Annotated in this window: 21 protein-coding genes and 1 riboswitch; of the genes, 15 read left to right on the forward strand and 6 right to left on the reverse strand. The window is 69.2% G+C overall.

What is annotated here, in order from left to right; genetic code table 11:
* Nucleotides 1-91: 91 nt before the first annotated feature.
* Entirely contained in the window at nucleotides 92-523 is a 432-nt protein-coding gene (locus ACEJ41_RS10780) for a pilin (RefSeq protein ID WP_374012271.1), read from the reverse strand.
* 374 nt (nucleotides 524-897) lie between these two features.
* Here ACEJ41_RS10780 and ACEJ41_RS10785 point away from each other — a divergent pair, with 374 nt between their 5' ends.
* The 10 genes from ACEJ41_RS10785 to ACEJ41_RS10830 all read left to right on the forward strand — a co-directional run bounded on the left by ACEJ41_RS10785 (nucleotide 898) and on the right by ACEJ41_RS10830 (nucleotide 12,281).
* Nucleotides 898-2,157, forward strand: a complete 1,260-nt coding sequence (locus ACEJ41_RS10785; protein ID WP_374012272.1) for a type II secretion system F family protein — start codon at nucleotides 898-900, stop codon at nucleotides 2,155-2,157.
* Nucleotides 2,158-2,173: 16 nt separating this feature from the next.
* Nucleotides 2,174-3,040, forward strand: a complete 867-nt coding sequence (locus ACEJ41_RS10790) for an A24 family peptidase (RefSeq protein ID WP_374012273.1) — start codon at nucleotides 2,174-2,176, stop codon at nucleotides 3,038-3,040.
* A 195-nt stretch (nucleotides 3,041-3,235) separates the two neighbouring features.
* Nucleotides 3,236-3,517, forward strand: coding sequence for a type II toxin-antitoxin system RelE/ParE family toxin (locus ACEJ41_RS10795; protein WP_374012274.1), 282 nt, complete (start codon nucleotides 3,236-3,238; stop codon nucleotides 3,515-3,517).
* 7 nt (nucleotides 3,518-3,524) lie between these two features.
* A complete protein-coding gene (locus ACEJ41_RS10800) occupies nucleotides 3,525-3,818 on the forward strand; it encodes a HigA family addiction module antitoxin (RefSeq protein WP_374012275.1) in 294 nt (97 codons plus the stop codon).
* A 368-nt stretch (nucleotides 3,819-4,186) separates the two neighbouring features.
* Nucleotides 4,187-5,104 carry a histone deacetylase family protein gene (locus ACEJ41_RS10805; RefSeq protein ID WP_374012276.1) on the forward strand — a complete coding sequence of 306 codons (918 nt, stop codon included), beginning with the start codon at nucleotides 4,187-4,189 and terminating at the stop codon, nucleotides 5,102-5,104.
* Between the two features lie 360 nt (nucleotides 5,105-5,464).
* On the forward strand, nucleotides 5,465-7,768 hold the full coding sequence (gene lptD, locus ACEJ41_RS10810) for an LPS assembly protein LptD (RefSeq protein WP_374012277.1): 2,304 nt from the start codon (nucleotides 5,465-5,467) through the stop codon (nucleotides 7,766-7,768).
* Between the two features lie 2 nt (nucleotides 7,769-7,770).
* Nucleotides 7,771-9,105 (forward strand): peptidylprolyl isomerase, encoded by a 1,335-nt coding sequence (locus ACEJ41_RS10815; RefSeq protein WP_374012278.1) that lies wholly within the window; start codon nucleotides 7,771-7,773, stop codon nucleotides 9,103-9,105.
* A 4-nt stretch (nucleotides 9,106-9,109) separates the two neighbouring features.
* Entirely contained in the window at nucleotides 9,110-10,090 is a 981-nt protein-coding gene (pdxA, locus tag ACEJ41_RS10820) for a 4-hydroxythreonine-4-phosphate dehydrogenase PdxA (protein ID WP_374012279.1), read from the forward strand.
* A 118-nt stretch (nucleotides 10,091-10,208) separates the two neighbouring features.
* The gene (mpl, locus tag ACEJ41_RS10825) at nucleotides 10,209-11,612 is read left to right on the forward strand and encodes a UDP-N-acetylmuramate:L-alanyl-gamma-D-glutamyl-meso-diaminopimelate ligase (RefSeq protein WP_374012280.1); all 1,404 of its coding nucleotides are present in this window, start codon (nucleotides 10,209-10,211) and stop codon (nucleotides 11,610-11,612) included.
* A 66-nt stretch (nucleotides 11,613-11,678) separates the two neighbouring features.
* Nucleotides 11,679-12,281, forward strand: a complete 603-nt coding sequence (locus tag ACEJ41_RS10830; RefSeq protein WP_374012281.1) for an LON peptidase substrate-binding domain-containing protein — start codon at nucleotides 11,679-11,681, stop codon at nucleotides 12,279-12,281.
* A gap of 27 nt (nucleotides 12,282-12,308) precedes the next feature.
* Here ACEJ41_RS10830 and ACEJ41_RS10835 read toward each other — a convergent pair whose 3' ends face one another.
* Nucleotides 12,309-12,875, reverse strand: a complete 567-nt coding sequence (locus tag ACEJ41_RS10835) for an adenylate kinase (protein ID WP_374012282.1) — start codon at nucleotides 12,873-12,875, stop codon at nucleotides 12,309-12,311.
* Between the two features lie 146 nt (nucleotides 12,876-13,021).
* Between ACEJ41_RS10835 and ACEJ41_RS10840 the strand changes: the two genes are divergently transcribed.
* Nucleotides 13,022-14,278 carry a 6-phosphofructokinase gene (locus tag ACEJ41_RS10840; protein WP_374012283.1) on the forward strand — a complete coding sequence of 419 codons (1,257 nt, stop codon included), beginning with the start codon at nucleotides 13,022-13,024 and terminating at the stop codon, nucleotides 14,276-14,278.
* 395 nt (nucleotides 14,279-14,673) lie between these two features.
* Here the strand turns inward: ACEJ41_RS10840 and ACEJ41_RS10845 are convergent, their stop codons facing one another.
* A complete protein-coding gene (locus ACEJ41_RS10845) occupies nucleotides 14,674-15,126 on the reverse strand; it encodes a hypothetical protein (protein ID WP_374014126.1) in 453 nt (150 codons plus the stop codon).
* A gap of 479 nt (nucleotides 15,127-15,605) precedes the next feature.
* On the opposite strand from ACEJ41_RS10845, the gene ACEJ41_RS10850 reads away from it, so the two are divergent.
* The 3 genes from ACEJ41_RS10850 (at nucleotide 15,606) to ACEJ41_RS10860 (ending at nucleotide 19,704) form a co-directional block, all read left to right on the forward strand.
* On the forward strand, nucleotides 15,606-17,633 hold the full coding sequence (locus tag ACEJ41_RS10850; RefSeq protein WP_374012284.1) for a sodium-translocating pyrophosphatase: 2,028 nt from the start codon (nucleotides 15,606-15,608) through the stop codon (nucleotides 17,631-17,633).
* Nucleotides 17,634-17,800: 167 nt separating this feature from the next.
* Nucleotides 17,801-18,334 (forward strand): inorganic diphosphatase, encoded by a 534-nt coding sequence (gene ppa / locus ACEJ41_RS10855; RefSeq protein ID WP_374014127.1) that lies wholly within the window; start codon nucleotides 17,801-17,803, stop codon nucleotides 18,332-18,334.
* A gap of 257 nt (nucleotides 18,335-18,591) precedes the next feature.
* Nucleotides 18,592-19,704: an HDOD domain-containing protein gene (locus tag ACEJ41_RS10860; RefSeq protein WP_374012285.1), complete on the forward strand. Its 1,113-nt coding sequence runs from the start codon at nucleotides 18,592-18,594 to the stop codon at nucleotides 19,702-19,704.
* Between the two features lie 24 nt (nucleotides 19,705-19,728).
* Here ACEJ41_RS10860 and ACEJ41_RS10865 read toward each other — a convergent pair whose 3' ends face one another.
* From ACEJ41_RS10865 to ACEJ41_RS10875, 3 genes are all read right to left on the reverse strand, one after another.
* Nucleotides 19,729-20,331: a DUF4136 domain-containing protein gene (locus ACEJ41_RS10865; RefSeq protein WP_374012286.1), complete on the reverse strand. Its 603-nt coding sequence runs from the start codon at nucleotides 20,329-20,331 to the stop codon at nucleotides 19,729-19,731.
* A gap of 223 nt (nucleotides 20,332-20,554) precedes the next feature.
* A complete protein-coding gene (thiC, locus tag ACEJ41_RS10870; protein ID WP_374012287.1) occupies nucleotides 20,555-22,465 on the reverse strand; it encodes a phosphomethylpyrimidine synthase ThiC in 1,911 nt (636 codons plus the stop codon).
* 106 nt (nucleotides 22,466-22,571) lie between these two features.
* A riboswitch (TPP riboswitch) is annotated at nucleotides 22,572-22,680 on the reverse strand.
* Nucleotides 22,681-22,714: 34 nt separating this feature from the next.
* On the reverse strand, nucleotides 22,715-24,079 hold the full coding sequence (locus ACEJ41_RS10875) for a cellulase family glycosylhydrolase (protein WP_374012288.1): 1,365 nt from the start codon (nucleotides 24,077-24,079) through the stop codon (nucleotides 22,715-22,717).
* Nucleotides 24,080-24,395: 316 nt separating this feature from the next.
* Here ACEJ41_RS10875 and ACEJ41_RS10880 point away from each other — a divergent pair, with 316 nt between their 5' ends.
* The gene (locus ACEJ41_RS10880; RefSeq protein WP_374012289.1) at nucleotides 24,396-25,211 is read left to right on the forward strand and encodes a prepilin-type N-terminal cleavage/methylation domain-containing protein; all 816 of its coding nucleotides are present in this window, start codon (nucleotides 24,396-24,398) and stop codon (nucleotides 25,209-25,211) included.
* The last annotated feature ends 2 nt before the right edge of the window (nucleotides 25,212-25,213 follow it).

The raw sequence follows: 25,213 nt of genomic DNA on the forward strand, positions 1-25,213 counted from the left end.
GCTACGCGATCCGTGAGATTTCTTCCTGTTCAAAAAAAGGCCCCGCACGAGGGCGGGGCCTTTCAAACCTTCCGCCATTAACGACGGCCTATTAACGGCACTCGGCAGGATAGTACTTGGCCTGGCTGCCACTACCAACGCATGTCCAAGTAGTCCCAACGGCAGCGGTAGCAGCAACCGTGGGCGTAAAGGTAAGGATGGTGCCATTGGTACGGGTCGCGTTACCAGTCACCTGGATAACACCGGTAGCTCCCGTGCAAGTCATCGACGCAGTATTCCGAGAGGCGGCAGGAATGGTCACCTCAACACCCGCACACGCATCAGCCGGCAGCGCCCCGCCATTGTTGGCAATATTTTCTGCCACCGTGTTCTTGGCAGCGCCCGCAATGACGGCGAGCTCGGACACGCGCGCACGGATGGTGTAGTCCTGGTAGGCCGGCAGCGCAATCGCGGCCAGGATGGCGATGATCGCGACCACGATCATCAGTTCGATCAGGGTGAAGCCCTGCATGTTCTTCTTCATGGTTCTTAACTCCCCTCAGAGCAGTTGTGGTTAGGACACTTGCCGTTGCTATGACCCGTGTCCTTTCCGACGCGGGTGGTTGCGCGGTGGGAGCCGCGTGCTGGTAATGACGCAGAGACTGTGCCAACTCCCGGATCCCCATCCGCGCCACCATCTTACAGGCCCTTGCCGAAATTGAGGGGGCGACGGCCACAGATGGCCCGTGACGCCCGCCACACATGGCCCCGTGCCCGGAAACGTCAGAAATGGACCAATCGCGTCACATTCCGGGAGGTATGGGGGGAGGACGCCGGGGGGCGTGCCGTCCGGGCGATTAGCCGCTACCATCGGTGGGGAAGGCCGGCGCGGGGAGTGCCGGCGGGGAGACCCGAAGCATGTCAGCGACCCGTAGCGCCGTTAAGAAGACCGCACCCATCGCCCGCGACACGAACCAACTGGTTCCGTTCGTGTGGGAGGGCACCGACAAGCGCGGCGTCAAGATGAAGGGCGAGCAGACGGCGAAGAACGCCAACCTGCTGCGCGCCGAACTGCGCCGCCAGGGCATCACCCCCCGGGTGGTCAAAGCCAAGCCCAAGCCGCTGTTCGGCGCGGCCGGCAAGGTCATCTCGCCCAAGGACATCGCCTTCTTCAGCCGGCAGATGGCCACGATGATGAAATCGGGCGTGCCCATCGTCTCCTCGCTGGAGATCATCGGCAGCGGGCACAAGAACCCGCGCATGAAGAAGATGGTGGACCAGATCCGCACCGACATCGAGGGCGGCTCATCCATGCACGAGGCCATCAGCCAGCACCCGGTGCAGTTTGACGAGCTGTTCCGCAACCTGGTGCGCGCCGGCGAAGGCGCCGGCGTGCTGGAAACGGTGCTGGACACCATTGCCAACTACAAGGAAAACATCGAGGCGCTGAAGGGCAAGATCAAGAAGGCGCTGTTCTACCCGGCGATGACCATTGCAGTGGCCATCCTGGTCAGCGCGATCCTGCTGATCTTCGTGGTGCCGCAGTTCGAGGCCACCTTCCGCGATTTCGGGGCGGACCTGCCGGCCTTCACCAAGCTGATCGTGGCCGCCTCCGACTTCATGGTCGGCTACTGGTGGGTCATCCTGATCCTGATTGCCGGTTCGTTCTTCGGCTTCTTCTACTTCTACAAGCGCTCGGCCGCGATGCGGCACACGCTGGACAAGCTGGTGCTGAAGGTGCCGGTGGTCGGCGAGATCATGCACAACAGCGCCATCGCCCGCTTCGCCCGCACCACGGCGGTGACCTTCAAGGCCGGCGTGCCGCTGGTGGAGGCGCTGGAATCGGTGGCCGGCGCCACCGGCAGCAGCGTGTACGAAAAGGCCGTGTACCGCATCCGCGACGACGTGGCGGTGGGCTACCCGGTGAACATGGCGATGAAGCAGACCAACCTGTTTCCGCACATGGTGATCATGATGACCGCCATCGGCGAGGAGGCCGGCGCCCTGGACACCATGCTGTTCAAGGTGGCCGAGTACTACGAGCAGGAAGTGAACAACTCGGTGGACGCACTGGCCAGCCTGATCGAACCGATGATCATGGTGGTGATCGGCGGCCTGGTGGGTGCAATGGTGATCGGCATGTACCTGCCCATCTTCAAGCTGGCCGCAACCGTCTAAAGGACACTCCCAACGCATGGCGTTCCTCGACACCCAGCCGCTCCTGGGTTACCCGCTGGCGGCCTGCGTGGGCCTGGCGGTCGGCAGCTTCCTCAATGTGGTGATCCTGCGCCTGCCGCGACGGCTGGAGTGGGAATGGAAGCGCGACGCGCGCGAGATCCTGGAAGAGCCCGAGCTGTACGAGCCGCCGCCGCCGGGCATCGTGGTGGAGCCCTCGCACGACCCGGCCACCGGCGACCGCCTGAAGTGGTGGGAAAACATCCCGGTGCTGAGCTGGCTGATGCTGCGCGGGCGCTCGCGCTACAGCGGCCAGCGCATCTCGGTGCAGTACCCGCTGGTGGAACTGCTGACCGGCCTGCTCACCGTGGCCTGCGTGTGGCGCTTCGGCTTCGGCTGGCAGGGCTTCGGGGCGATGCTGCTGACCTGGTACCTGATTGCGCTGTCGGGCATCGACCTGCGCACCCGGCTGCTGCCGGACCAGTTGACCCTGCCGCTGATGTGGCTGGGCTTGATCGCCAGCCTGGACAACCTGTACATGCCGGCCAAGCCTGCGCTGCTGGGCGCCATTGCCGGCTACGTGTCGCTGTGGAGCGTGTGGTGGCTGTTCAAGCAGCTCACCGGCAAGGAAGGCATGGGCCATGGTGATTTCAAGCTGCTGGCCGCGCTGGGCGCGTGGTGCGGCTTGAAGGGCATCCTGCCGATCGTGCTGCTGTCCTCGCTGGTGGGTGCGGTGATCGGCTCGATCTGGCTGGCCGCCAAGGGCCGCGACCGCGCCACGCCCATCCCCTTCGGCCCGTACCTGGCCATCGCCGGCTGGCTGTTCTTCTTCTGGGGCGAGCCGATGCTGCAGGCCTACTACCGCATCTCAGGTTTGTCCCTGTAGGAGCCCGTCTTGCGGGCGACCGCGCAGTCCCACAGATCACCGGCACCCCGCCCCCTGTAGGAGTCGGCCTCGCCGGCGACCGCGCGATGCCACCGATCACCGGGCAAGCCCATCGCTGGCAAGACCGGCTCCTACAAAAGCATGCGCCGTGGGACGGATTGACCCATATCGTGTATCGATATATGATCAGTCTATATGCCGATCAGGAGCTTCCGCTGCAAGGATACGCAGACGCTGTTCGCGCGCGGGCGTGTGGTGCGCTTCGGGAACATTGAGTCCGTTGCGCGCCGCAAGCTGGCGTATCTCGATGCGGCCGTGGACCTGCACGACCTGGCGGTTCCTCCCGGCAATCGCCTGGAACCACTTCGGGGCAATCGCAAGGGCCAGTACAGCATCCGCATCAACGATCAGTTCCGGCTGTGTTTCGCCTGGACCGAAAAGGGTCCGACGGATGTCGAGATCGTGGACTATCACTGAGGTTTCCATGGATACGCTTCCTCCTGTCCATCCCGGCGAGATCCTGCATGCCGATTTCATGCAGCCACTGGGGCTTTCAAGCAATGCACTCGCGCGCGCCATCGGCGTCACACCGGCACGCGTGAACGAGATCGTCCGCGGGCGCCGCGGCATCAGCGCCGATACCGCGCTGCGCCTTGCCCGCTATTTCGGTACTTCGGTGGATGTCTGGATGAATCTCCAGCACAACTACGACATCGAGTGCGCGCGCGAAGCGCTGGGCGATACGCTGCAAAGCATCAAACCCCTGCTGGCGGCATAACCTGCTACCCCTGTAGGAGCCGGTCTCGCCGACGACCGCGCAGTCCCACAGATCACCGGCACCCCACCCCCTGTAGGAGCCGGTCTCGCCGGCGACCGCGCAGTCCCACAGATCACCGGCACCCCACCCCCTGTAGGAGCCGGTCTCGCCGGCGACCGCGCGATTTCACCGATCATCGGGCACGCCCATCGCCGGCAAGACCGGCTCCTACACGGGAGGGGCGGATCACGCCGACCGGCAACCATCCGTGCAGGGGCGGAGCACGCCAACCGGTAACGACCGTGCAGGGGCCCGCCCTCGCCAACATCCTGATCACGCCCACGCAACAGGGATTGGCGTGGCGGGCTGTGGCCGGCTACGGTGGCTGCATGCTGGCTTTCACCCATCCCGCCTGCCTGGAGCACGACCCGGGACCGGACCATCCGGAACGCCCGGCACGGTTGCGCGCGGTGCTGGATGCGCTGGCGGCGGCTTATCCCCACCTGGCCTGGCACGCGGCGCCGGCCGCGCAGCGTGGCGACCTGTGCCGGGTGCACGATGCCGCGCTGGTGGACCAGGTGCTGGAACCGGTGGCCTCGGGGCTGCGAGCGGTGGATGCGGACACGATGCTGTCGCCCGGTTCGGCGCGCGCGGCGCTGCACGCGGCCGGTGCCGGGCTGGCGGCGGTGGATGCGGTGATGGCCAACGGGGCTGATACCACTGCGTTCTGCGCGGTGCGCCCACCCGGGCACCACGCCACCGCCGACACCGCCATGGGGTTTTGCCTGTTCAACAACATCGCCGTGGCTGCTGCGCATGCGCACGAACGCCACGGGCTGGAACGCATCGCCATCGTCGATTTCGACGTACACCACGGCAATGGCACCCAGGCCATCTTCCAGGACGAGCCGGCGGTGGCCTATTTCAGCAGCCACCAGTCCGGGCTGTTCCCGAACACCGGCAATCCGCGCGAGCGCGGCGCGGGCAACCTGCACAACGTGCTGCTGCCGCCGGGCAGCGGCGGGTTCCGTTTCCGCAACGTGTGGGAGGACGTGCTGCTGCCGGCGCTGGACGACTTCAAGCCACAGTTGCTGCTGGTCTCGGCCGGGTTCGATGCGCACATGGCCGATCCGCTGGCCGACCTGATGCTGGATGCGGAGGATTTCGCCTGGCTCACCGGCCAGCTGTGCACGCTGGCCGGGCGCCACGGCGGCGGGCGCGTGGTGTCGATGCTGGAAGGCGGCTACAACGTGGACGCCCTGGCCGAATGCGTGCTAGCCCACGTCGGCGCATTGCAGCCGTCGTAGGAGCCGGTCTTGCCGGCGATGGGGCTTGCCCGGTAACGCCAGGTCACCTGTAGGAGCCGGTCTTGCCGGCGATGGGCCTTGGCCGGTAACGCCTGGTCGCCGGCAAGACCGGCTCCTACAAGTAACGCTTGGTCGCCGGCGAGACCGGCTCCTACAAGTAACGCGCGATCGCTGGCGAGACCGGTTCCTACGAGGGTCGGGTCGCGCGGTCGCCGGCGAGACCGGCTCCTACAGCTGGGGTGGCCGGGGCCGCGGGCGTGCTGCGGATGAATCCCGGGTGCGTCGCGGAGCGGGTTTCATTGCCCGCATGCACCTGCATCCGGCAAGCTACCGGCGATTTGGCCCGGATGTCTCCCACCCGTGCGACTGCCCACGCGCCTGCTGCCGCTATCCCTGAGCATCACCCTGTGCCTGCCCGCCACTGCGCTGGCGGACGATGAGAAGCCGTTGAGCTGGGCGCTGTGCCCGGCCGGCGACGTGTTGCCTCCGTTCGAGGGTGCGCCGCCCTCGGCCGGGCCGGATGCGCCCGCGCGCAACGCGCAGCCCACCGACATCGAGGGCGACCTGCTCAGTGGCACCGAGACCGAGCCGCAGTACCAGGGCAACGTGGCGCTGATCCGCGGCGACCAGTTCCTGGGCACCGACCACATGCGCTTCGACACCGAGTCGGGCACCTACGTGGCCGAGGGCAACGTGCGCTACCAGGATTCGGGCATCCGCATCGTGGCCGACCGCGCCGAGGGCGACCAGGACAGCGATACCCACGTGATCCGCAACATCCGCTACCAGCTGGTGGACCGGCGCGGCAACGGCGGCGCCGACGCGATCCACCTGCAGGGGCCGCAGGGGCAGTTGCACCACTCCACCTACAGCACCTGCGATCCGTCGCAGCAGGCCTGGGAGCTGCGAGCGCAGCGCATCGACGTGGACAGCGACGAGGGCTTCGGCGTGGCCCGCAACGCGGTGCTGCGGATGGGCCGTTTCCCGGTGCTGTACGTGCCGTGGGTGAAGTTCCCGATCGACGACCGCCGCCACACCGGTCTGCTGTATCCGTCGATCAGCACCTCCGGGCGCAACGGCTTCGATTACCGCCAGCCGATCTACCTCAACCTGGCGCCCAACTACGACATGACCCTGACCCCGCGCTGGATGAGCAAGCGCGGGGCGATGCTGGATACCGAATTCCGCTATCTCTATCAGGGCGGGCGCGGCACCATCGACGCCACCTACATGCCAAAGGACGACCTGCGCGACCGCGACCGCGGGCGCTTCGGCTACAGCGGCTTCCACAACATCAACCGGCACTGGCAGGCGCGCGCCAGCCTGGGCTGGGTGAGCGATACGCGCTACGTGGAGGATTTTTCCAACCGCCTGGCCGGCGTGTCGGCCTCCTACCTGCGCAGCACCGCAGGCGTGTACGGCAGCGGGCAGTACTGGAGCGCCGGGGCGATGGCCGAGCACTTCCAGCTCACCGACTACACCCTGGACGATTCCAACCTGCCCTACAGCCGGCTGCCGCGCGTGTACGCCAACTGGGAGCAGCCGCTGAACCAGTGGCTGGATGCGGGCATCTGGGCCGAGGCGGTGCACTTTGACCACACCGAGCGGCCCGGCGGCAGCCGCCTGGACCTCAAGCCCTATGTCTCGGCGCGGCTGGCCGGGCCGTCCTGGTACGTGACCCCGACCCTGGCCTGGCGCCACACCGCCTACCGCCTGGAACCGGAACTGGCCCGGCGCACGGGCGGCGAGACCACGCCCTCGCGCAGCCTGCCGGTGGCCAGTTTCGACGCCGGGGTGTACTTCGACCGCCACACCACCCTGGGCGGCGACACCTACCTGCACACCCTGGAGCCGCGGCTGTTCTACCTGTACGTGCCCTACCGCGAGCAGGGCACCCTGCCGCTGTTCGATACCCGGCCGTTCACCTTCAGCTGGGGCCAGTTGTTCCGCGACAACCGCTACTCCGGCGCCGACCGCCAGACCGATGCCAACCAGCTCACCGTGGCCCTGAGCACCCGCCTGATCCGCCAGGCCGACGGCCAGGAAAAGCTGTCGGCCAGCATCGGCCAGATCCGCTACTTCGAGGATTCGCGGGTGGTGGCCCCGGGCGAGACCCCGGTGGAGAAGGGCAAGTCGGCCTGGGTGGCCGACGCCAACTACATGCTCAACGACCGCTGGAACCTGGGCGCGTCGTACCAGTGGGACCCCAAGTTCCGGCGCGAGGACCTGGCCAGCGTCCGCGCCCGCTACCTGTGGCCGGGCGACGGGGTGGTCAACATGAGCTACCGCTACCGCCGCAACCTGCTGGAGCAGGCGGACCTCTCCTTCCTGTACCCGATCAACCCGACCTGGAGCGTGGTGGGGCGTTATTACCACTCGATCAAGGACGACAAGATGCTGGAAGCCATCGCCGGCGTGCAGTGGGACAGCTGCTGCCTGGCCGTGCGCGCCCTGGCCCGCCGTTACGTGCGCAACCGCGAGGGCGAACTGGACAACGCCATCCAGGTGGAGTTCGTGCTCAAGGGCCTGGGCTCGGCCGGGCAGGACACGGAGCGCACCCTGCGCCGTGCTATTCTCGGCTACCATCGCGACGACCTGTATCTGGTCCCGCCAAGCAACACCACGCCCGATCGTGACGACTACGATCCGAACCTGATCCCGTGAACATGACCCGACGCCTTCCCGCGATCCTGCTGGCGGTAGCCGCCCTGTTGTCCGCTCCCTTCCTTGCCGCTGCGCAGCAGCTGCAGCCGGTCGAAGGCATTGCCGCGATCGTGGACGAGGAGGTGATCCTGCTCAGCGAGCTGGAACTGGCCATGCGCAACGTGATGGCCCAGTACGCCGGGCGCGAGGACCAGCTCCCGCCGCGCCCCGTGCTGGAACGGCAGGTGCTCGAGCGCCTGGTGCTGGTGCGGCTGCAGGTGGCGCGCGCGCGCGCCCATGGCATCCGCATCACCGAGCAGCAGCTCAACCAGACCGTGGCCACCGTCGCCCAGCAGAACGGGCTGACCGTGGAGGCGCTGCGCCAGCGCCTGGCCGAGGACGGGCTGGGCTTCGAGGAATTCCGGCGCACGCTGGCCGACGAGATCATGGTGCAGCAGTTGCGCCAGAGCCGTGGCGAGCGGGTGAACGTGAGCGAAGGCGAGGTCGACATCGCCCTGGAGCGCCTGGCCGCCGGCGGCCAGCAGTACCGCCTGGCGCACATCGTGGTGGCCCTGCCCGACGGCGCTACCGCCGAGCAGATCGCCACCGGCCAGGGCAAGATCGACGGCATCAAGAACCTCATCGACAAGGGCGAGCTGGACTTCGCCGCCGCCGCGGTGCGCTACTCCGACAGCCCCAACGCGCTGGAAGGCGGCGACTTGGGCTGGCGCTCGCTGGACGAGATCCCGCCGGCGTTCTCCAAGGACATCCAGGCGCTGCAGCCGGGCCAGATCCTGGGCCCCGTGCGCGGCCCCAGCGGCTTCCAGCTGCTGCTGCTGGCCGACCTGCGCGACAGCAGCTACACGCCTGCCGCGCGCATCACCGAATACCACGTGCGCCACATCCTGGTGCGGATCCACGACCGCCAGGACGAGGACGCCGCGCGCGCCAAGATCGACGCCCTGCACGCCCGCATCGAAGGCGGCGAGGAGTTCCCGGCGCTGGCCCGCGAAGCCTCCGAGGACAGCACCACCCGCAACCAGGGCGGCGACCTGGGCTGGTTCCCGGCCGATGCCTATGGCGAGGAGTTCGGCAGCGAGATCACCGCGCTGGAGGACGGGCAGGTATCGCGCCCGTTCCGCAGCGAGGCCGGCTGGCACGTGATCGAGCGCGTGGCCTCGCGCGAAAGCGACGTGACCGACCTCAACCGCCGCGCCCAGGTCCGCGACACCATCGGCCGGCGCAAGCTGGAAGAGGACTACGAGCGCTACCTGCAGGAACTGCGTAGCGAGGCCTACGTCGTGCTGCGGGTTGGCGACCGCGCCGAGCCGGTCACCGGCGCCCAGACCGGCGGCTGATCCGATGACCCGCCCCCGGCTCGCGCTGGTTCCGGGCGAACCGGCCGGGGTGGGGCCGGAACTGTGCGTGCGCCTGGCCCAGCAGCCGCGCACCGATTGCCACCTGGTTGCCCTGGCCGATCCGGCCACCCTGCAGGCCGCCGCCGACGCGCTGCGCCTGCCCTTGAACCTGCTGCCCGCGCAGCAGCCGGCACGCGCACCCGGCGACCTGCCGCTGCATGCGGTGCCCAATGCGGCCGGCGTTGCCTTCGGCCGCCCCGACCCGGGCAATGCCGCCGCGGTGGTCGCAGCGCTGCACCAGGCCGCCGACGGCTGCATGGACGGCACGTTTGCCGGCATGGTCACCGGCCCGGTGCACAAGGCCACCATCAACCAGGGCGGCATCGCCTACACCGGCACCACCGAACTGCTGGCCGCGCATGCCGGCTGCGAGGTGGTGATGATGCTGGCCAATGACATCGTGCGCGTGGCCCTGGCCACCACCCACCTGCCGCTGCGCAAGGTGGCCGATGCGATCGACGCGGCGCTGCTGCGCCAGGTGCTGCGCATCACCCACGCCGCACTGCGCACCGGCTTCGGCATCGCCGACCCGGTGATCGCGGTGCTGGGGCTGAACCCGCACGCGGGCGAAGACGGCCACCTGGGCCACGAGGAAATCGAGATCCTGGCCCCGGTGCTGGAGCAGTTGCGCGGCGAAGGCATGCACCTGGTCGGCCCGCTGCCGGCCGACACCGCGTTCCTGCCGGGCAAGCTGCGCGGTTTCGACACGGTGCTGGCGATGTACCACGACCAGGGCCTGCCGGTGCTCAAGTACAGCGGCTTCGAGCAGGCAGTGAACCTGACCCTGGGCCTGCCCTACCCGCGCGTGGCGGTGGACCACGGCACCGCCCTGGACCTGGCCGGCCGTGGCATGGCCGACCCCTCCAGCCTGGAGGCGGCGGTGGCCACCTGCGCACGCCTGGCCGCGCAGCGCGCCACCGCCTGACAACCTGCAGGCGATTGCACGCCACCGCGCTTGCAGCGCGCGTGGCCGCGGCCTGCATCCGCCGCCGTGCGTGCCTGGTGGATGGTCCGCAGGTGCGCGCTTGGGCCACAATCAACCCATGAGCACGATCCACATCCTCGGCATTGCCGGCACCTTCATGGGCGGCGTGGCGGCGCTGGCGCGCGACCTGGGCTTCGAGGTCGAAGGCAGCGACCAGGCGGTGTATCCGCCCATGTCCACCCTGCTGGAACAACTCGGCATCACCGTGCAGCAGGGCTACCAGCCCGGGCACATCGCCGCGCACGCGGTGGAGGTGGTGATCGGCAACGCGCTGTCGCGCGGCAACCCGGCGGTGGAGCAGGTGCTGGACGACGGCCGCCGCTACACCTCCGGCGCGCAGTGGCTGGCCGAGCGGGTGCTGCCCGGGCGCACCACCCTGGCGGTGGCCGGCACCCACGGCAAGACCACCACCACCACGATCCTGGCGTTCCTGCTGCAGGCCGCCGGGCGCGACCCCGGCTTCCTGATCGGCGGGGTGGCCGAGGACTTCGGGGTGTCGGCGCGGCTGGGCGGCGGCGCCGAGTTCGTGGTCGAGGCCGACGAGTACGACACCGCCTTCTTCGACAAGCGCAGCAAGTTCGTGCACTACCGCCCGACGGTGGCGGTGCTCAACAACCTGGAATACGACCACGCCGACATCTTCCCCGACCTGGCCGCCATCCAGCGCCAGTTCCACCACCTCGTGCGCACCGTGCCGCGGGCCGGGCGGCTGCTGGTCAATGGCGAGGACGACCACATCGCGCAGGTGCTGGCGATGGGCTGCTGGACGCCGGTGGAGACCTTCGGCGTGGAGGGCACCGCCGCGGCCGTGGCCCGCGCCGACGCCACCGACGGCGCGGCCTTCGACTGGAGCGCGCGGCTGCTGGATGCCGACGGCAGTGCGTTCGCGGTGCTGTACCGTGGCCGCGAGGTGGGCAGCGTGCGCTGGCCGCTGCTGGGCCGGCACAACGTGATGAATGCACTGGCGGCACTGGCCGCCGCGCATGCGGTGGGCGTGGACCCGGCGCAGGTGATCCCGGCGCTGGCCGGGTTCCGCAGCGTCAAGCGCCGGCTCGAGCCGCTGGGCACCCATGCCGGCGTGGCGGTGTACGACGACTTCGCCCACCACCCAACCGCCATCCGCACCACCCTGGAAGGGCTGCGCGCGAAGGTGGACGATGCGCGGATCGTGGTGGCCATGGAGCCACGCAGCAATTCGATGCGCCTGGGCGCGCATGCCGATGCGCTGGCGCCATCGCTGGACCTGGCCGACGTGGTGGTGTTCCTGCAGCGCGCCGAGCTGCCCTGGGATGCCGGCGCGGTAATCGCCGCGGTGCGTGGCCAGGCCCTGGCCGCGCCCGACACCGATGCGCTGCTGGCCGCACTGCGCCAGCAGGTGCGGCCCGGGGACCACGTGGTGTTCATGTCCAACGGCGGCTTCGATGGCGCGCCGCGCCGCTTCGTGGAGATGCTCGCCGGTTGACACGGCCGTGCGCCGGCGGGGTTACCCTTGGCTCATCTGCATCGGTCGATTGCCGCTTCCGCCCGGATGTCCGTCTCCACCACCGTCCCGCTGCCGCTGTTCCCGCTGCACACGGTGCTGCTGCCCGGCGCCCCGCTGGGTCTGCGCGTGTTCGAACCGCGCTACCTGGACCTGGTATCGGAATGCGGCCGCGATGGCGGCAGCTTCGGCGTGTGCCTGATCCTGAAGGGCGACGAGACCGGCGCGCCGGCCACCCCGGCCGCGTTCGGGGTGGAGGCGGTGATCGAGGATTTCGGCAGCGACCGTTGCGGGCTGCTCACCCTGCGCGTGCGCGGTGGTCGCCGTTTCCGCGTGGCCGATGCGCGCGCCCGCGACAACGGCCTGCTGGTAGGCAGCGTGCACTGGTGCGATGCGCAGGCCGATGCCGGCGCGGTGGCGGCGCGGCTGCGCCCGGAACACGCGGTGATGGGCACCCTGCTGGGCGAACTGCTCGAACAGGTGGGCGGCGAGTACGCACGCAGCAACCTGCGCCGGCTGGAAGAAGCCGACTGGGTGGGCTGGCGGCTGGCCGAACTGCTGCCGCTGGGCGATGCCCAGCGGCTGGCGCTGCTGCAGGAAGACGACCCGCACCGGCGCCTGGAACACCTGCTGCTGTGGATGGACGAATAGCCGCGCGCGTCGCGGCCACGACCGCCGTTACGCCTTCTTCAGCGCCGCCAGGATCCGTGCGGTGATCTCGTCCATGCTGCCCACGCCGTCGATCCGCGACAGCACGCCGCGGTTGGCGAAGAATCCGATCACCGGCGCGGTGGAGTCGTTGTAGACCTGCAGGCGCTTGCGCACCGACTCGGGGTTGTCATCGGCGCGGCCCTCGGCCTTGGCCCGGCCGGCGATGCGCTCCACCAGCAGCTCGGTGGCCACGTCCAGTTGCACCACCGCGTCCAGCGGCTGGCCGATCTTGGCCAGCAGCCCGTCCAGCGCATTGGCCTGGGCCACGTTGCGCGGATAGCCATCAAGGATGAACCCGGTGCGGACATCGTCGCGGCCCAGCCGCGACTCGAGCATGCCCAGCAGGATCTCGTCGGAGACCAGGTCGCCACGCGCCATGACCTCCTTGGCCTGCATGCCCAGCGGCGTGCCGGCGGCCACCTCGGCGCGCAGCAGGTCGCCGGTGGAAATGTGTGGCACGCCCAGCGTGTCCATCAGGCGCGCGGCCTGCGTCCCCTTGCCCGAGCCAGGAGGGCCCAGTAGTACCAGTCGCATCGGTTGCTCCCTGGAAGAAATGCCCCACGGCAACACGGAGCGCTAGACTTCTCGCCGATCACGCCACGCTGCGCCGCATCATTCCGCCGCAGCTTACCGCATCCCGGCGCGCCGCCCCAACGTGTTTGCCTCCCGAAGGATCCGCCATGGCCAAAGGCACCCTGCTCTACGCACAGTCCGGCGGCGTCACCGCCGTCATCAATGCCACGGCCAGTGGCGTGATCGCGCAGGCGCGGGCCCGCAAGGTCAAGGTGCTGGCGGCGCGCAACGGCATCCTGGGTGCGCTGCGCGAGGACCTGGTCGATACCGGCCTGGAATCGGCCGCGGCCATCGCCGCGCTGGCCCACACGCCGGGCGGCGCATTCGGCTCGTGCCGCTACAAGCTCGGCCCGCTGGACCGCGACCGCGCCCGCTACGAGCGCCTGCTGGACGTGTTCCGGGCGCACGACGTGCGCTGGTTCCTCTACAACGGCGGCAACGATTCGGCCGACACCGCGTGGAAGGTCTCGCAGCTGGCGGCCGAGTTTGGTTACCCGCTGTCGTGCATCGGCGTGCCCAAGACCATCGACAACGACCTGGCGGTGACCGACAACAGCCCCGGCTTCGGCTCGGCGGCCAAGTACACCGCCGTGTCGGTGCGCGAGGCCGCGCTGGACGTGCAGGCCATGGCCGAAACCTCGACCCGGGTGTTCGTGTACGAAGCCATGGGCCGGCATGCCGGCTGGCTGGCCGCCGCCGCCGGCCTGGCCGGGCAATCGCCGGACCAGGCCCCGCAGGTGATCCTGTTCCCCGAGCGCGCCTACGACGAGGCTGCGTTCCTGGCCCGGGTCGACAAGGTGGTGAAGAAGGTCGGCTGGTGCGTGGTGGTGGCCAGCGAGGGCATCCGCGACAAGGACGGCAGGTTCGTCGCCGATGCCGGCGGCGGCACGGATGCGTTCGGCCATACCCAGTTGGGCGGCGTGGCCGCGCAACTGGCCGCCAGGGTCAAGGACACGCTTGGCTACAAGGTCCACTGGACCGTGCCCGACTACCTGCAGCGCTCGGCCCGCCACGTCGCCAGCCGCACCGACTGGGAACAGGCGCTGGCGGTGGGCAAGGCGGCGGTGGAGTACGCGCTCAAGGACATGAACGCGGTGATGCCGGCGATCGTGCGCACCTCGGCGGCGCCGTATCGCTGGAAGATCGAGCCGGCTCCGCTGCACAAGGTCGCCAACCACGAGAAGACCATGCCGGCCGGCTTCATCCGCAAGGACGGTTTCGGCATCACCGCCAAGGCGCGTGACTACCTGCAGCCGCTGATCCGTGGCGAAGCGCCGCTGCCGTGGGACCGCGACGGCCTGCCCCGGTACGTGACCCTGAAGAACGTGGCGGTGAAGAAGAAGCTGCCGCGCTGGGAAGGGTGAGGCAGGAGTTGCCGGCCCGGGAGGGATGAGGTGGGAATGCCGGGCCGGGAGGGTGCGACGCGGTCGCCGGATGGGTGGGGCTTGCCCGGTAACGCGCGACCACCTGTAGGAGCCGGTCTCGCCGGCGACCAGGCGTTATCGGGCACGCCCATCGCCGGCGAGACCGGCTCCTGCAGGAGGCGAAGGCGCGGCATCGATATGCCGAAGGACGTCGTGCGAAGCCAGCCCTGACACATCCGCATGTCCACGTACCGCGTCACATCACACCGTCCCGCGGTCGCCGGCAAGACCGGCTCCTACAACGGGGCGACGGGGGCGGCGGGGACGGCGGGGGCGACGGGGGGCGACGGGGGACGACGGGGGACGACGGGAGCGCGGCGGGGGTGATGGGTCCTCTATGGACAGGGTTTGCCTTCCATGGCCAGGTGCGCGGTGAACTGCGGCAGGGCGGCGCCCGCGCCGGCGGCGGCATCCTGGCGGGCCTGCTGCAGGTAGATCCGGGCCTGGCCCTGGCCATCGCGCGCCGGGGCGGCGGCACCGGGCTTGCGCCACACCTGGACCACGGCCATGCGCGAGGGGCAGGTGGCATCGGGCACGCGCACCCGGTCTTCCAGGATCCAGCCTGAGGCCGCCGCTGGCATGGCCTGCCCGGCCGGCCGGTAGCGCGCACGTGGCTGGCAGGTGGGCGAAATGGCCACCGCGCGCATCCGGTACGGCGGCGTCGCCTGGCCGGTAAACACGCCTTCCAGGCGGATGCAGGCCTCCGGGATCTGGCGCAGCGTATGCAGCACGCCCGGCGCCTGTGCGACGCCAAGCGGGCGTTCGCGCAGCGGTTGCGCGGGCTGCATCGCGGTTGCGGGCAAGCCGGCGCCGGCCGCAACCACCGCGATCGGCGGGAGCTGGCGCGCCTGCTCCCGCTGGTGCTCGCCGGCCAGCGGCTGGGCGCGCAGCGGCGCGGCCACGGCGGCCACGGCCACCAGGACCGCCAGCAGCACGGCCTGGCGGAACGCCGGGTCCGCCGCTCCATCACTGCGCCGGGGGGCGACGGACTGCATGGCGGACGGCGGGGCGGGTTTGCGGTTGCGGGGGCTCGGCATCGGCGCTGGCGTGGAATCGGGGCACCGGCAGCCTGTCAGTTCCCGGATGAACGGCGTGTGGCCTCCGCTGCCCGCTGCGTTCATACTCGGTCTGCTCCAGGGATGTTGAACACGAAGCAACGCGTCGCCGCTCGCGGGTCCGTTCCAGTTCTTCACAAGACCCGGTGGGTGCGTGTCCTCTCTGTTCGCCCGTCCGCTGGGTGGCACTCATCAATACCTTGGGAGGGGTCATGCTGGAACACTACGGTTTGGCGCTGGCATTGTTCTGCGCTGTCCTTGCAATCCTCTACGGCATCGTGTCCGCACGCTGGATCCTGTCGCAACCGGCGGGCAACGCGCGCATGCAGGAGATCGCTGCCGCGATCCAGGAAGGCGCGCGTGCCTACCTCAACCGCCAGTACCTGACCATCGCCATCGCCGGCGCGGTGCTGTTCGTGCTGGTCGGCGTGTTCCTGAGCTGGTACACCGCCATTGGTTTCGCCATCGGCGCGGTGCTCTCGGGCGCGGCCGGCTACATCGGCATGAACGTTTCGGTGCGGGCCAACGTGCGCACCGCCGAAGCGGCGCGCCGCGGCCTGGGCCCGGCGATGGACGTGGCCTTCCGCGGCGGCGCGATCACCGGAATGCTGGTGGTCGGCCTGGGCCTGCTTGGCGTGGCCGGCTACTTCTGGGTGCTGCAGTGGCTGGGCCTGCCGCTGGCCGACAACCTGCATGCGCTGATCGGCCTGGCCTTCGGCTCTTCGCTGATCTCGATCTTCGCCCGCCTGGGCGGTGGCATCTTCACCAAGGGCGCGGACGTGGGCGCGGACCTGGTGGGCAAGGTCGAGGCCGGCATCCCCGAGGACGACCCGCGCAACCCGGCGGTGATCGCCGACAACGTGGGCGACAACGTGGGCGACTGCGCCGGCATGGCCGCTGACCTGTTCGAGACCTACGCGGTCACGGTCATCGCCACGATGCTGCTGGGCGGGCTGATGATGGCCGAGGCCGGCGCCAACGCGGTGCTGTTCCCGCTGGTGCTGGGCGGGGTGTCGATCGTGGCCTCGATCATCGGCGCGTTCTTCGTGCGCACCAAGGAAGGCGGCTCGATCATGGGCGCGCTGTACAAGGGCGTGATCGTGTCCGCGGTGCTGGCGGCCATCGCGTTCTGGCCGATCACCACCGCGCTGATGGCCGACAACGTGCACGGCACCACCGCGATCTACGGCTGCGCGCTGATCGGCCTGGTGCTCACCGGGCTGATCGTGTGGATCACCGAGTACTACACCGGCACCCAGTACGCGCCGGTGCGGCACGTGGCCCAGGCCTCGACCACCGGCCACGGCACCAACATCATCGCCGGCCTCGGCGTGTCGATGAAGTCCACCGCGCTGCCGGTGATCGTGGTGTGCGCCGCGATCTGGGGCGCGCACGCGCTGGGCGGGCTGTACGGCATCGCCATCGCCGCCACCTCGATGCTGTCGATGGCCGGCATGATCGTGGCCCTGGACGCCTACGGCCCGATCACCGACAACGCCGGCGGCATCGCCGAGATGGCCGAGCTTCCGCCGGAGGTGCGCAACGTCACCGATCCGCTGGACGCGGTGGGCAACACCACCAAGGCGGTGACCAAGGGCTACGCGATCGGTTCGGCCGCACTGGCCGCGCTGGTGCTGTTTGCCGACTACACCCACAACCTGCAGGCGGCCAACCCGGGCCAGGTGTTCACCTTCGACCTGTCCGACCACTACGTGATCATCGGCCTGCTGATCGGCGGCCTGATCCCGTACCTGTTCGGCGCGATGGCAATGGAGGCCGTGGGCCGCGCCGCCGGTGCGGTGGTGGAGGAAGTGCGCCGCCAGTTCCGCGAGATCCCGGGGATCATGGAAGGCACCGGCAAGCCGCAGTACGACCGCGCGGTGGACATGCTCACCCGCTCGGCGATCAAGGAAATGATCGTGCCCTCGCTGCTGCCGGTGGCGGTCCCGATTGTCGTGGGCCTGCTGCTGGGGCCGAAGGCACTGGGCGGACTGCTGATCGGCACCATCGTGACCGGCCTGTTCGTGGCGATCTCGATGACCACCGGCGGCGGTGCCTGGGACAACGCCAAGAAGTACATCGAGGACGGCAACTTCGGCGGCAAGGGCAGCGAGGCACACAAGGCCTCGGTGACCGGCGACACCGTCGGCGATCCCTACAAGGACACCGCCGGCCCGGCGATCAATCCGCTGATCAAGATCATCAACATCGTCGCGCTGCTGATGGTGCCGCTGCTGTAAGGCGGCGCACCACCACTCCGACCCCAGGAAGCCCCGGCCCGTGCCGGGGCTTCCCGGTTCTGGACGCTGGCGGACGGGAGCGCCCGGGCACCGCATTTGTGCGATGCAGCACGGATCGGCGTAAAATGCCCGGCCTGTCTTTCACCCCCGCATCCACGGAGCAGCACATGGGCCTCGACCAGGTCAATTCCGGGCGCAACCCGCCGGACGAAATCAACGTCATCATCGAGATCCCCAAGGACTCCGAGCCGGTCAAGTACGAGGTGGACAAGGAGAGCGGAGCGATCTTCGTCGACCGCATCCTCTCCACCCCGATGCGTTACCCGTGCAACTACGGCTACGTGCCCAACACCCTGTGCGGCGACGGCGACCCGGCCGACGTGCTGGTGGTGCTGCCGCTGCCGCTGGTGCCCGGCTCGGTGGTGCGTTGCCGCCCGGTCGGCGTGCTGAAGATGAGCGACGAGGCCGGCAGCGACGAGAAGATCCTCGCCGTGCCGATCGCCAAGATTTTTTCCGGCTATGCCCACGTGAGCGACATCGGCCACGTCTCGCCGCACTGGCTGGAGCGCATCGGCCACTTCTTCGAGCACTACAAGGACCTGGAGAAGGGCAAGTGGGTCAAGCTGGAAGGCTGGGGCGACGCCGCCGAGGCCAAGCAGATCCTGCTGCAGTCCATCGAGCGCGCCACCAGCAAGGGCTGAACGGCGCGCCGCGCTGCGCCACCGTGGTGGATTGACGGCCCGCGGCGCCATCAATCCACCACATCGCCGATCACGGCGGTACCATCGGTCGTGAACGCGCCTGCCGCGCAACCGCGAACTGCCGCACAGTTCAGCACTCGCGACCCGGCCAGACCCGTTTACGGGCTCAACTTCCTGCCGCTGCGCCCGATACCCGAACATATGGCGTCACGCCAGCGTGGCGCGCGTCCGCTACACGTCCAACAGGAGAGGTATCCGTGCGCATTCTGTTCGTCGGCGATGAGACTGTCTTCCCCGTCGAGCTGGTCGACCTGGTGGCGGCCATGGGTTCGGACTGGGAGGTGGAGCGTTGCGCCAACGCCGACGCAGCCATGGCCCGCACCGCCGCCTCGCCGCTGGACGTGATCCTGGTCGCGCCCGGGCTGCCGGACCTGCCGCCGGCCACGCTGCTGGGCCAGGTCCGCACGTTGCGCCCGGAAACCTCGCGCATCGCGGTGATCGACGGCCAGCACTCCCCGGCGGCGCGGATCATCGGCCTGGCGCACCGCTTCCTGCCCACGCCGCTGGCGCCGGAAGTGCTGCTGGAGGCGATCGGCAGCCTGGAAGAACTGCGCGAACTGCTGGACAACCCCGAGCTGCGCACGCGCATCGGCCGGGTGGAGCAGTTGCCCTCCCCGCCGCAGTTGTACCTGCGCCTGATGAGCGCGCTGGAAGTGGACGACAGCGCCAGCGCCGCCGACATCGCCGGCCTGGTGTCCGGCGACCCGGGCATCGCTGCCAAGGTGCTGCAGTTGTGCAACTCGGCCTACTTCTCCGCCGGCCGCACCATCACCGACCTGCGCGCAGCCGTTACCCGCCTGGGCATCGCCACCCTGCGCGACCTGGTGCTGGCCAGCGAAGTGTTCTCGATGCCGGCCACGCCTGGCGTGGACCGCGCCGCCATGCAGGCGCGCGCACTGCTGGCCGCACGCCTGGCCAAGCGCATGCTGCCCGAGTCCAGCGCCGAGCTGGGCGCCACGGCCGCCCTGCTGGCCGACATCGGCCTGCTGTTGCCGGGCGTGCACGACGAGCGCCAGCCAGCGGTCGAAGGCGACGACCGCCCCGGCCATACCCAGGCCGGCGCCTACCTGCTGGGCCTGTGGGGCCTGCCGATGCCGATCATCGAGGCGGTGGCCTTCCACCGCACCCCGGCGCGATCGAGCACCCGCAGCTTCTGGGTCACCGGTGCGGTCCACACCGCCATGGCCCTTGCGGCCGGCGAGGAGCCGGACCAGGCGTATCTCGCGCGTACCGGCGTGATCGCGCGCCTGCCCGAGTGGCGCGAGTTTGCCGAGTCGCTGAGCGCACCGGCAACTGCCGCCATCGACTGAGGCGCAGTGCGTTAGCGCGCCCGTTCAGCGGGCGCGGTACGGATAGCGGGCGAAGATCCCGGCCATGGCCGCGTCGATCCGCGCGCCGCGCTGCTCGACGCTGTTGCGGCCTACCCGCCCCACCGCCACGCCCGTCCACACCAGGCGCCGCTGGCCGGCATCCACCAGGTCCACGTTCATCGTGCCCACGGTGTAGCGATGCACCCGGGTGCGGTCGCGCCAGTACGGCATGGCCACGTAGCTGCGCGCGCGGTAGCTGTAGTAATAGTCGTAGTCGACCTCCGGCATGCTGCTCACGTCCACGCGCTCCTGCAGGTAGGCGTTGATGTTGACCAGCAGGTCCGGCGATGACGCATCGTAGACATAACCACGCGCCTCCAGCTGCGCGCGCGCGGCCTGGCGCATCTGGTTGCTGGTGGGCGTGGAATAACCGAGCGTCTCCACCGCCAGCGGCTCGTGGAAGGCGAAGCTGCGGTAGCGGGAAAAGTCGGCCGACGGATCAAGCTCGCTGCTGATCCGCGGCCCGGTGCTGCAGGCGGCCAGCAGCAGGACCAGGCCTGCAAGCAGGATGCCGCCCAGGCGGCGGCCTATGCGACCTGGCAACGAAGCGGTGCGGGCGATGGTCATGGCCGTGCTCCTGGCGCAGTCAGAGGCAGTTGGCCGGATCATCCCCCTGCACGCGTGAACACCCTGTAGGAGCCGGTCTTGCCGGCGACCGAAAGGACGCGGGACTTGCCCATGCAGGAGCCGGTCTTGCCGGCGACCGCGACCGACCGCCTCATGGCGGTCGCCCGCAAGACGGGCTCCTACAGCGACCGCGGGATGCGGCGGTGCTGCGCGGGCAGGCGGCTCAGCCCTGCCGGTACACCTGCGCGCCCTGCTCGCGGAACTCGGCCGACTTGGCGGCCATGCCCTGCTCCAGCGCGCTGGCTTCGTCCAGGCCGTTTTCGGCGGCGTAGTCGCGCACGTCCTGGGTGATCTTCATCGAGCAGAAGTGCGGGCCGCACATCGAACAGAAGTGGGCCAGCTTGTGCGCATCCTTGGGCAGGGTCTCGTCGTGGAACTCCTTGGCCTTCTCCGGATCCAGGCCCAGGTGGAACTGGTCCTCCCAGCGGAACTCGAAGCGCGCCTTGGACAGCGCGTTGTCGCGCGCCTGCGCGCCCGGGTGGCCCTTGGCCAGGTCCGATGCATGCGCGGCGATGCGGTAGGCCATGATCCCGTCGCGCACGTCCTGGCGGTTGGGCAGGCCCAGGTGTTCCTTGGGGGTGACGTAGCAAAGCATCGCCGTGCCATACCAGCCGATCATCGCCGCGCCGATGGCGCTGGTGATGTGGTCGTAGCCGGGCGCGATGTCGGTGGTCAGCGGGCCCAGGGTGTAGAACGGCGCCTCACCGCACTCGCGCAGCTGCTTGTCCATGTTCTCCTTGATCAGCTGCATCGGCACGTGGCCGGGGCCTTCGATCATGGTCTGCACGTCGTGCTTCCAGGCGATCTTCGTGAGTTCGCCCAGGGTTTCCAGTTCGCCAAACTGCGCGGCGTCGTTGGCGTCGGCAATGCAGCCCGGACGCAGGCCGTCGCCCAGCGAGAAGGCCACGTCGTAGGCCTTCATGATCTCGCAGATGTCTTCGAAGTGTTCGTACAGGAAGCTCTCGCGATGGTGCGCCAGGCACCACTTGGCCATGATCGAACCGCCGCGCGAGACAATGCCGGTGACGCGCCTGGCGGTCAGCGGCACGTAACGCAGCAGCACGCCGGCGTGGATGGTGAAGTAGTCCACGCCCTGCTCGGCCTGCTCGATCAGGGTGTCGCGGAAGATCTCCCAGGTCAGTTCCTCGGCGCGCCCGTCCACCTTCTCCAGCGCCTGGTAGATCGGCACGGTGCCGATCGGCACCGGTGAGTTGCGTACGATCCACTCGCGGGTCTCATGGATGTGCTTGCCGGTGGACAGGTCCATCACGTTGTCCGCGCCCCAGCGGATCGCCCAGACCAGCTTCTCCACTTCTTCGGCAATGCCGGAGGACACCGCCGAGTTGCCGATGTTGGCGTTGATCTTGGTCAGGAAGTTGCGGCCGATGATCATCGGCTCGCTCTCGGGATGGTTGATGTTGCACGGCAGGATGGCGCGGCCGCGGGCGATCTCGTCGCGCACGAACTCGGGGGTGATGACCTCCGGGATGCTGGCGCCGAAGGCCTGGCCCGGGTGCTGGAACAGCAAAGGATCGGCGCGACCGGCCGGCGAGGCGGCGGCCACCGTCGCGCGATAGGCCTCCAGGCGCTGGTTCTCGCGGATGGCGACGAATTCCATTTCTGGGGTGACGATGCCGCGGCGCGCGTAATGCATCTGGGTCACGTTGGCGCCCGCCCTGGCCCGCCGCGGCAGCACGCGCGCCGGGAAGCGCACGGCAGCCAGCTTCGGGTCGTGCTCGCGCGCACGCCCGAACTGCGAGGACAGGCCGTCCAGCGCCTCGGTGTCGGCGCGATCGGCGATCCACTGCGCACGCAGGGCCGGCAGGCCGGTGGTCAGGTCGATCCGCGCGTCCGGGTCGGTGTAGGGGCCGGACGTGTCATAGACGGTGAGCGGCGGATTCTCCTCGCCACCGAACAGGGTCGGCGTGCGGCTCAGGCAGATCTCGCGCATCGGCACGCGCAGGTCCGGGCGCGATCCGGAAACGTGGATCTTGCGCGAGCCGGGAATCGACCGGGTCACGGACTCGGAAAGCTGCTCGGTCTGCTGGATCAGCGTGGTGGGAATGGCATTCATGCTCGGCTCCGCTCGGTGGATGGATCGCACGGGGGTGCGGTCATGGCGGAGGCCGCACGCGCCATGCACGTTGCGGACTCCGCCCGGAGCGGGCGGGCGGGACGGTAGCGCCCCGCGAAAAGCTTCCCTACGCCGGTATCAACCGGATCAGGTTCCAAGGGACTGTCTCAACCGCGCGCCCGTGCCGGCGCCGCGCGGTACCCCCGCTTCGGCGCCTATTGAACCACACCTCTTGCGGAGACGGGCTGCTCAGGGCAGCGCGCGCATCGCCCGGGCGTGGGCGGACACGATCTCCAGGGTCGAGGCATCGCTGTCGAACAGCGAGAACAGGCCCTGCGCTTCCTGCGGCGGATCGCCGGTGAACGGATCGCCCGCCTTCCACATCCAGTCGGTGTTGGTGGTGCGCCCGCGCCCGCCCCAGGCCCAGAAGTTGGAGCCGGCAATGGCGTCGCCCGCGCTGGCGCGCTCGAGCAGGCGCGCGTAGATGGCGCGGTAGAACTGGTCGCGTGCGGTCACCGATGACGCCGGGTCGTAGGAGCCCTTGTCGCGGTTGAGGCCAAACTCGGACAGCACGATCGGCATGCCCAGCTTGTTGGCGATGTCGATGTGGCGGTCGATGTAGGCCAGCGAGGTGGCCAGGCCGGTGTCCATGCGCGCGGCCGGGTCGTGGTGGTCCATCCAGCTCCAGTTGGATGGCCACAGGTGGAAGGTGAGGTAATCCACGTTGGGCGTTGCGTGGGCGATGATGAACAGGTCCTCGTCGTCCAGCGAACCCTTGCCGCCCTCGCTGCCGGTGCTGACCAGCTGCCGTGGCGCCAGCTTGCGGATGAAGGCGGCGGTGTCGTTCACCCAGGCGCGGTACTCGGGGAAGGTGTCGTGGCCATCGGCGTCGCTGCCCGGCCGCGGCTCGTTGGCCAGCTGCCATGACATCACCGTGGGGTCATCCACGTAGGGAACCGAGGTGATCGTGTTGGTGCGGGTGATCACCGTGCGGATGGCGTCGCGATACCACAGCTGGGCCTGCCCGATCCCGTAGAAGCGCGCCGAGTTGTCCATGAACCCGTTCCAGTCGCCGGTGAGGTCCGGGTCGTGCGTGCTCACCGAGTCGCCCGTGGCCCACGCCACGTACTGCGACATGCCGCCGGACCACTGCCAGAAGTTGTTGAGGTACAGCACCGCCTTCATGTCGCGCTTGGACATCTCCGCCAGCAGGAAGTCCAGGCCCTGCAGCAGGCGCTCGTCGTACTGGCCGGGCGCGGTCATGATCGCCGGGCGCACGCCACGCTTGAAGTCGCTGGCCTCGGACATGGCCAGCACGCGCAGGTTGTCGATGCCGGCGGCCTGGAGCTGGTCCAGCTCGGCCAGCAGGCGCGCCCGGTCGCCCAGCCCGTCGGGTGCGCCCAGGTAGGCGCCATACCAGAAGTTGGCGCCGGCAAAGCGATACGGCTTGCCGTCGATGACGAAGCCGGTGCCTTCCACCTTGACGAAGCCGGAAGACGGCGCGGCGGCCATGGCCGGTACGGCGCAGCTCATTGCCAACGCGGCCAGGAAAAGGCCACCCAGTACCGTCAGGCGACGGAACAACGGGGCGGCAGGGGTGCGGTGGTCATCCATCGGTGTCTCCCATGGTTGGCGATGTCGCGGCACGCCATCCACGAGGCGGCCTGATCGGCGCAGCGCGCGGTCGCGCCAGCATTCGGGGGAACGTTACCTTGAATCCGGGCCGATGACGAGTCCCGCACGTGCGCCGGCCCCGCGCACCGGCCCGATCCGCCGGCACGCTCCACTGCTGCCAGCCAGCGGACCATCCGCACCCGCACGGCATTCCTCTTACGGCGCTCTTACGCCGGGGCGCTATCTAACACGTGCTCACGGTGCCGGGGGTCGGCCCGCGGCCCTCGCTCCATCCGCACACATCGGGGATCCAAACATGCAAGCACGCCACATCCGCCGCCGCCAGGGCGGCTTCACGCTGGTCGAGATGGCCGTGGTCCTGGTCATCATCGGCGTCATCATCGGTGCGGTCATGATCGGCCGCGACGTCCAGCGCAACGCCGAATACACCCGGATCAAGCAGAAGTTCGTCGATCAGTGGGTGGTGGTCTACAACACCTACAACCAGCGCCTCGGCGTGCCGGTGGGCGACAGCCAGAGCGCACCGCGGCTGATGGTCAACGGCGCCAACTTCTCCGGCACCGGCGGCAACCTGTCCGGCGGCGACATGACCAACGCGCAGCTGCCCAACGCCATCTGCCGCGCACAGGCCGGTCCGAACATGACCCGCCCGTTCGAGAACGGCGCCGATTTCGACCTGCGCATGCTCGTGCGCCGCGCCGGCATCACCCTGCCGCCGGGCCGTGGTGACGGCATGGAAGACCGCTACGTCTACCTGGACACCAACGGCAACCCGCAGGAAATCCAGATCTGCTTCCAGTGGAATCCGCCGGGCACCGGCTCCGGTTCGGGCAACGTGATGGTCATCACCGGCCTGACCCCTGACCTGGCCCGCGCTCTGGACCAGATGGTCGACGGCAAGCCCGACGCCCAGAACGGCGCGTTCCGCCAGGAAGGCGTGGTGGCCCGTTCCGGCCCCAACGCCGATCCGACCGCGCCCGGCCTGGAGTGGGCTGGCAACAACACCCAGAGCATGAGCGGCGGGGCCGCCGGCGATGCCACCACCGATGGCATGAACAGCGACATCGAGCAGGTGCTGACCCTGGTCGCCCATCTGAAGATGAACCAGTAACG

The sequence above is a fragment of the Pseudoxanthomonas koreensis genome (genome assembly GCF_041890415.1).
Taxonomy (GTDB): Bacteria; Pseudomonadota; Gammaproteobacteria; order Xanthomonadales; family Xanthomonadaceae; genus Pseudoxanthomonas; species Pseudoxanthomonas koreensis_A.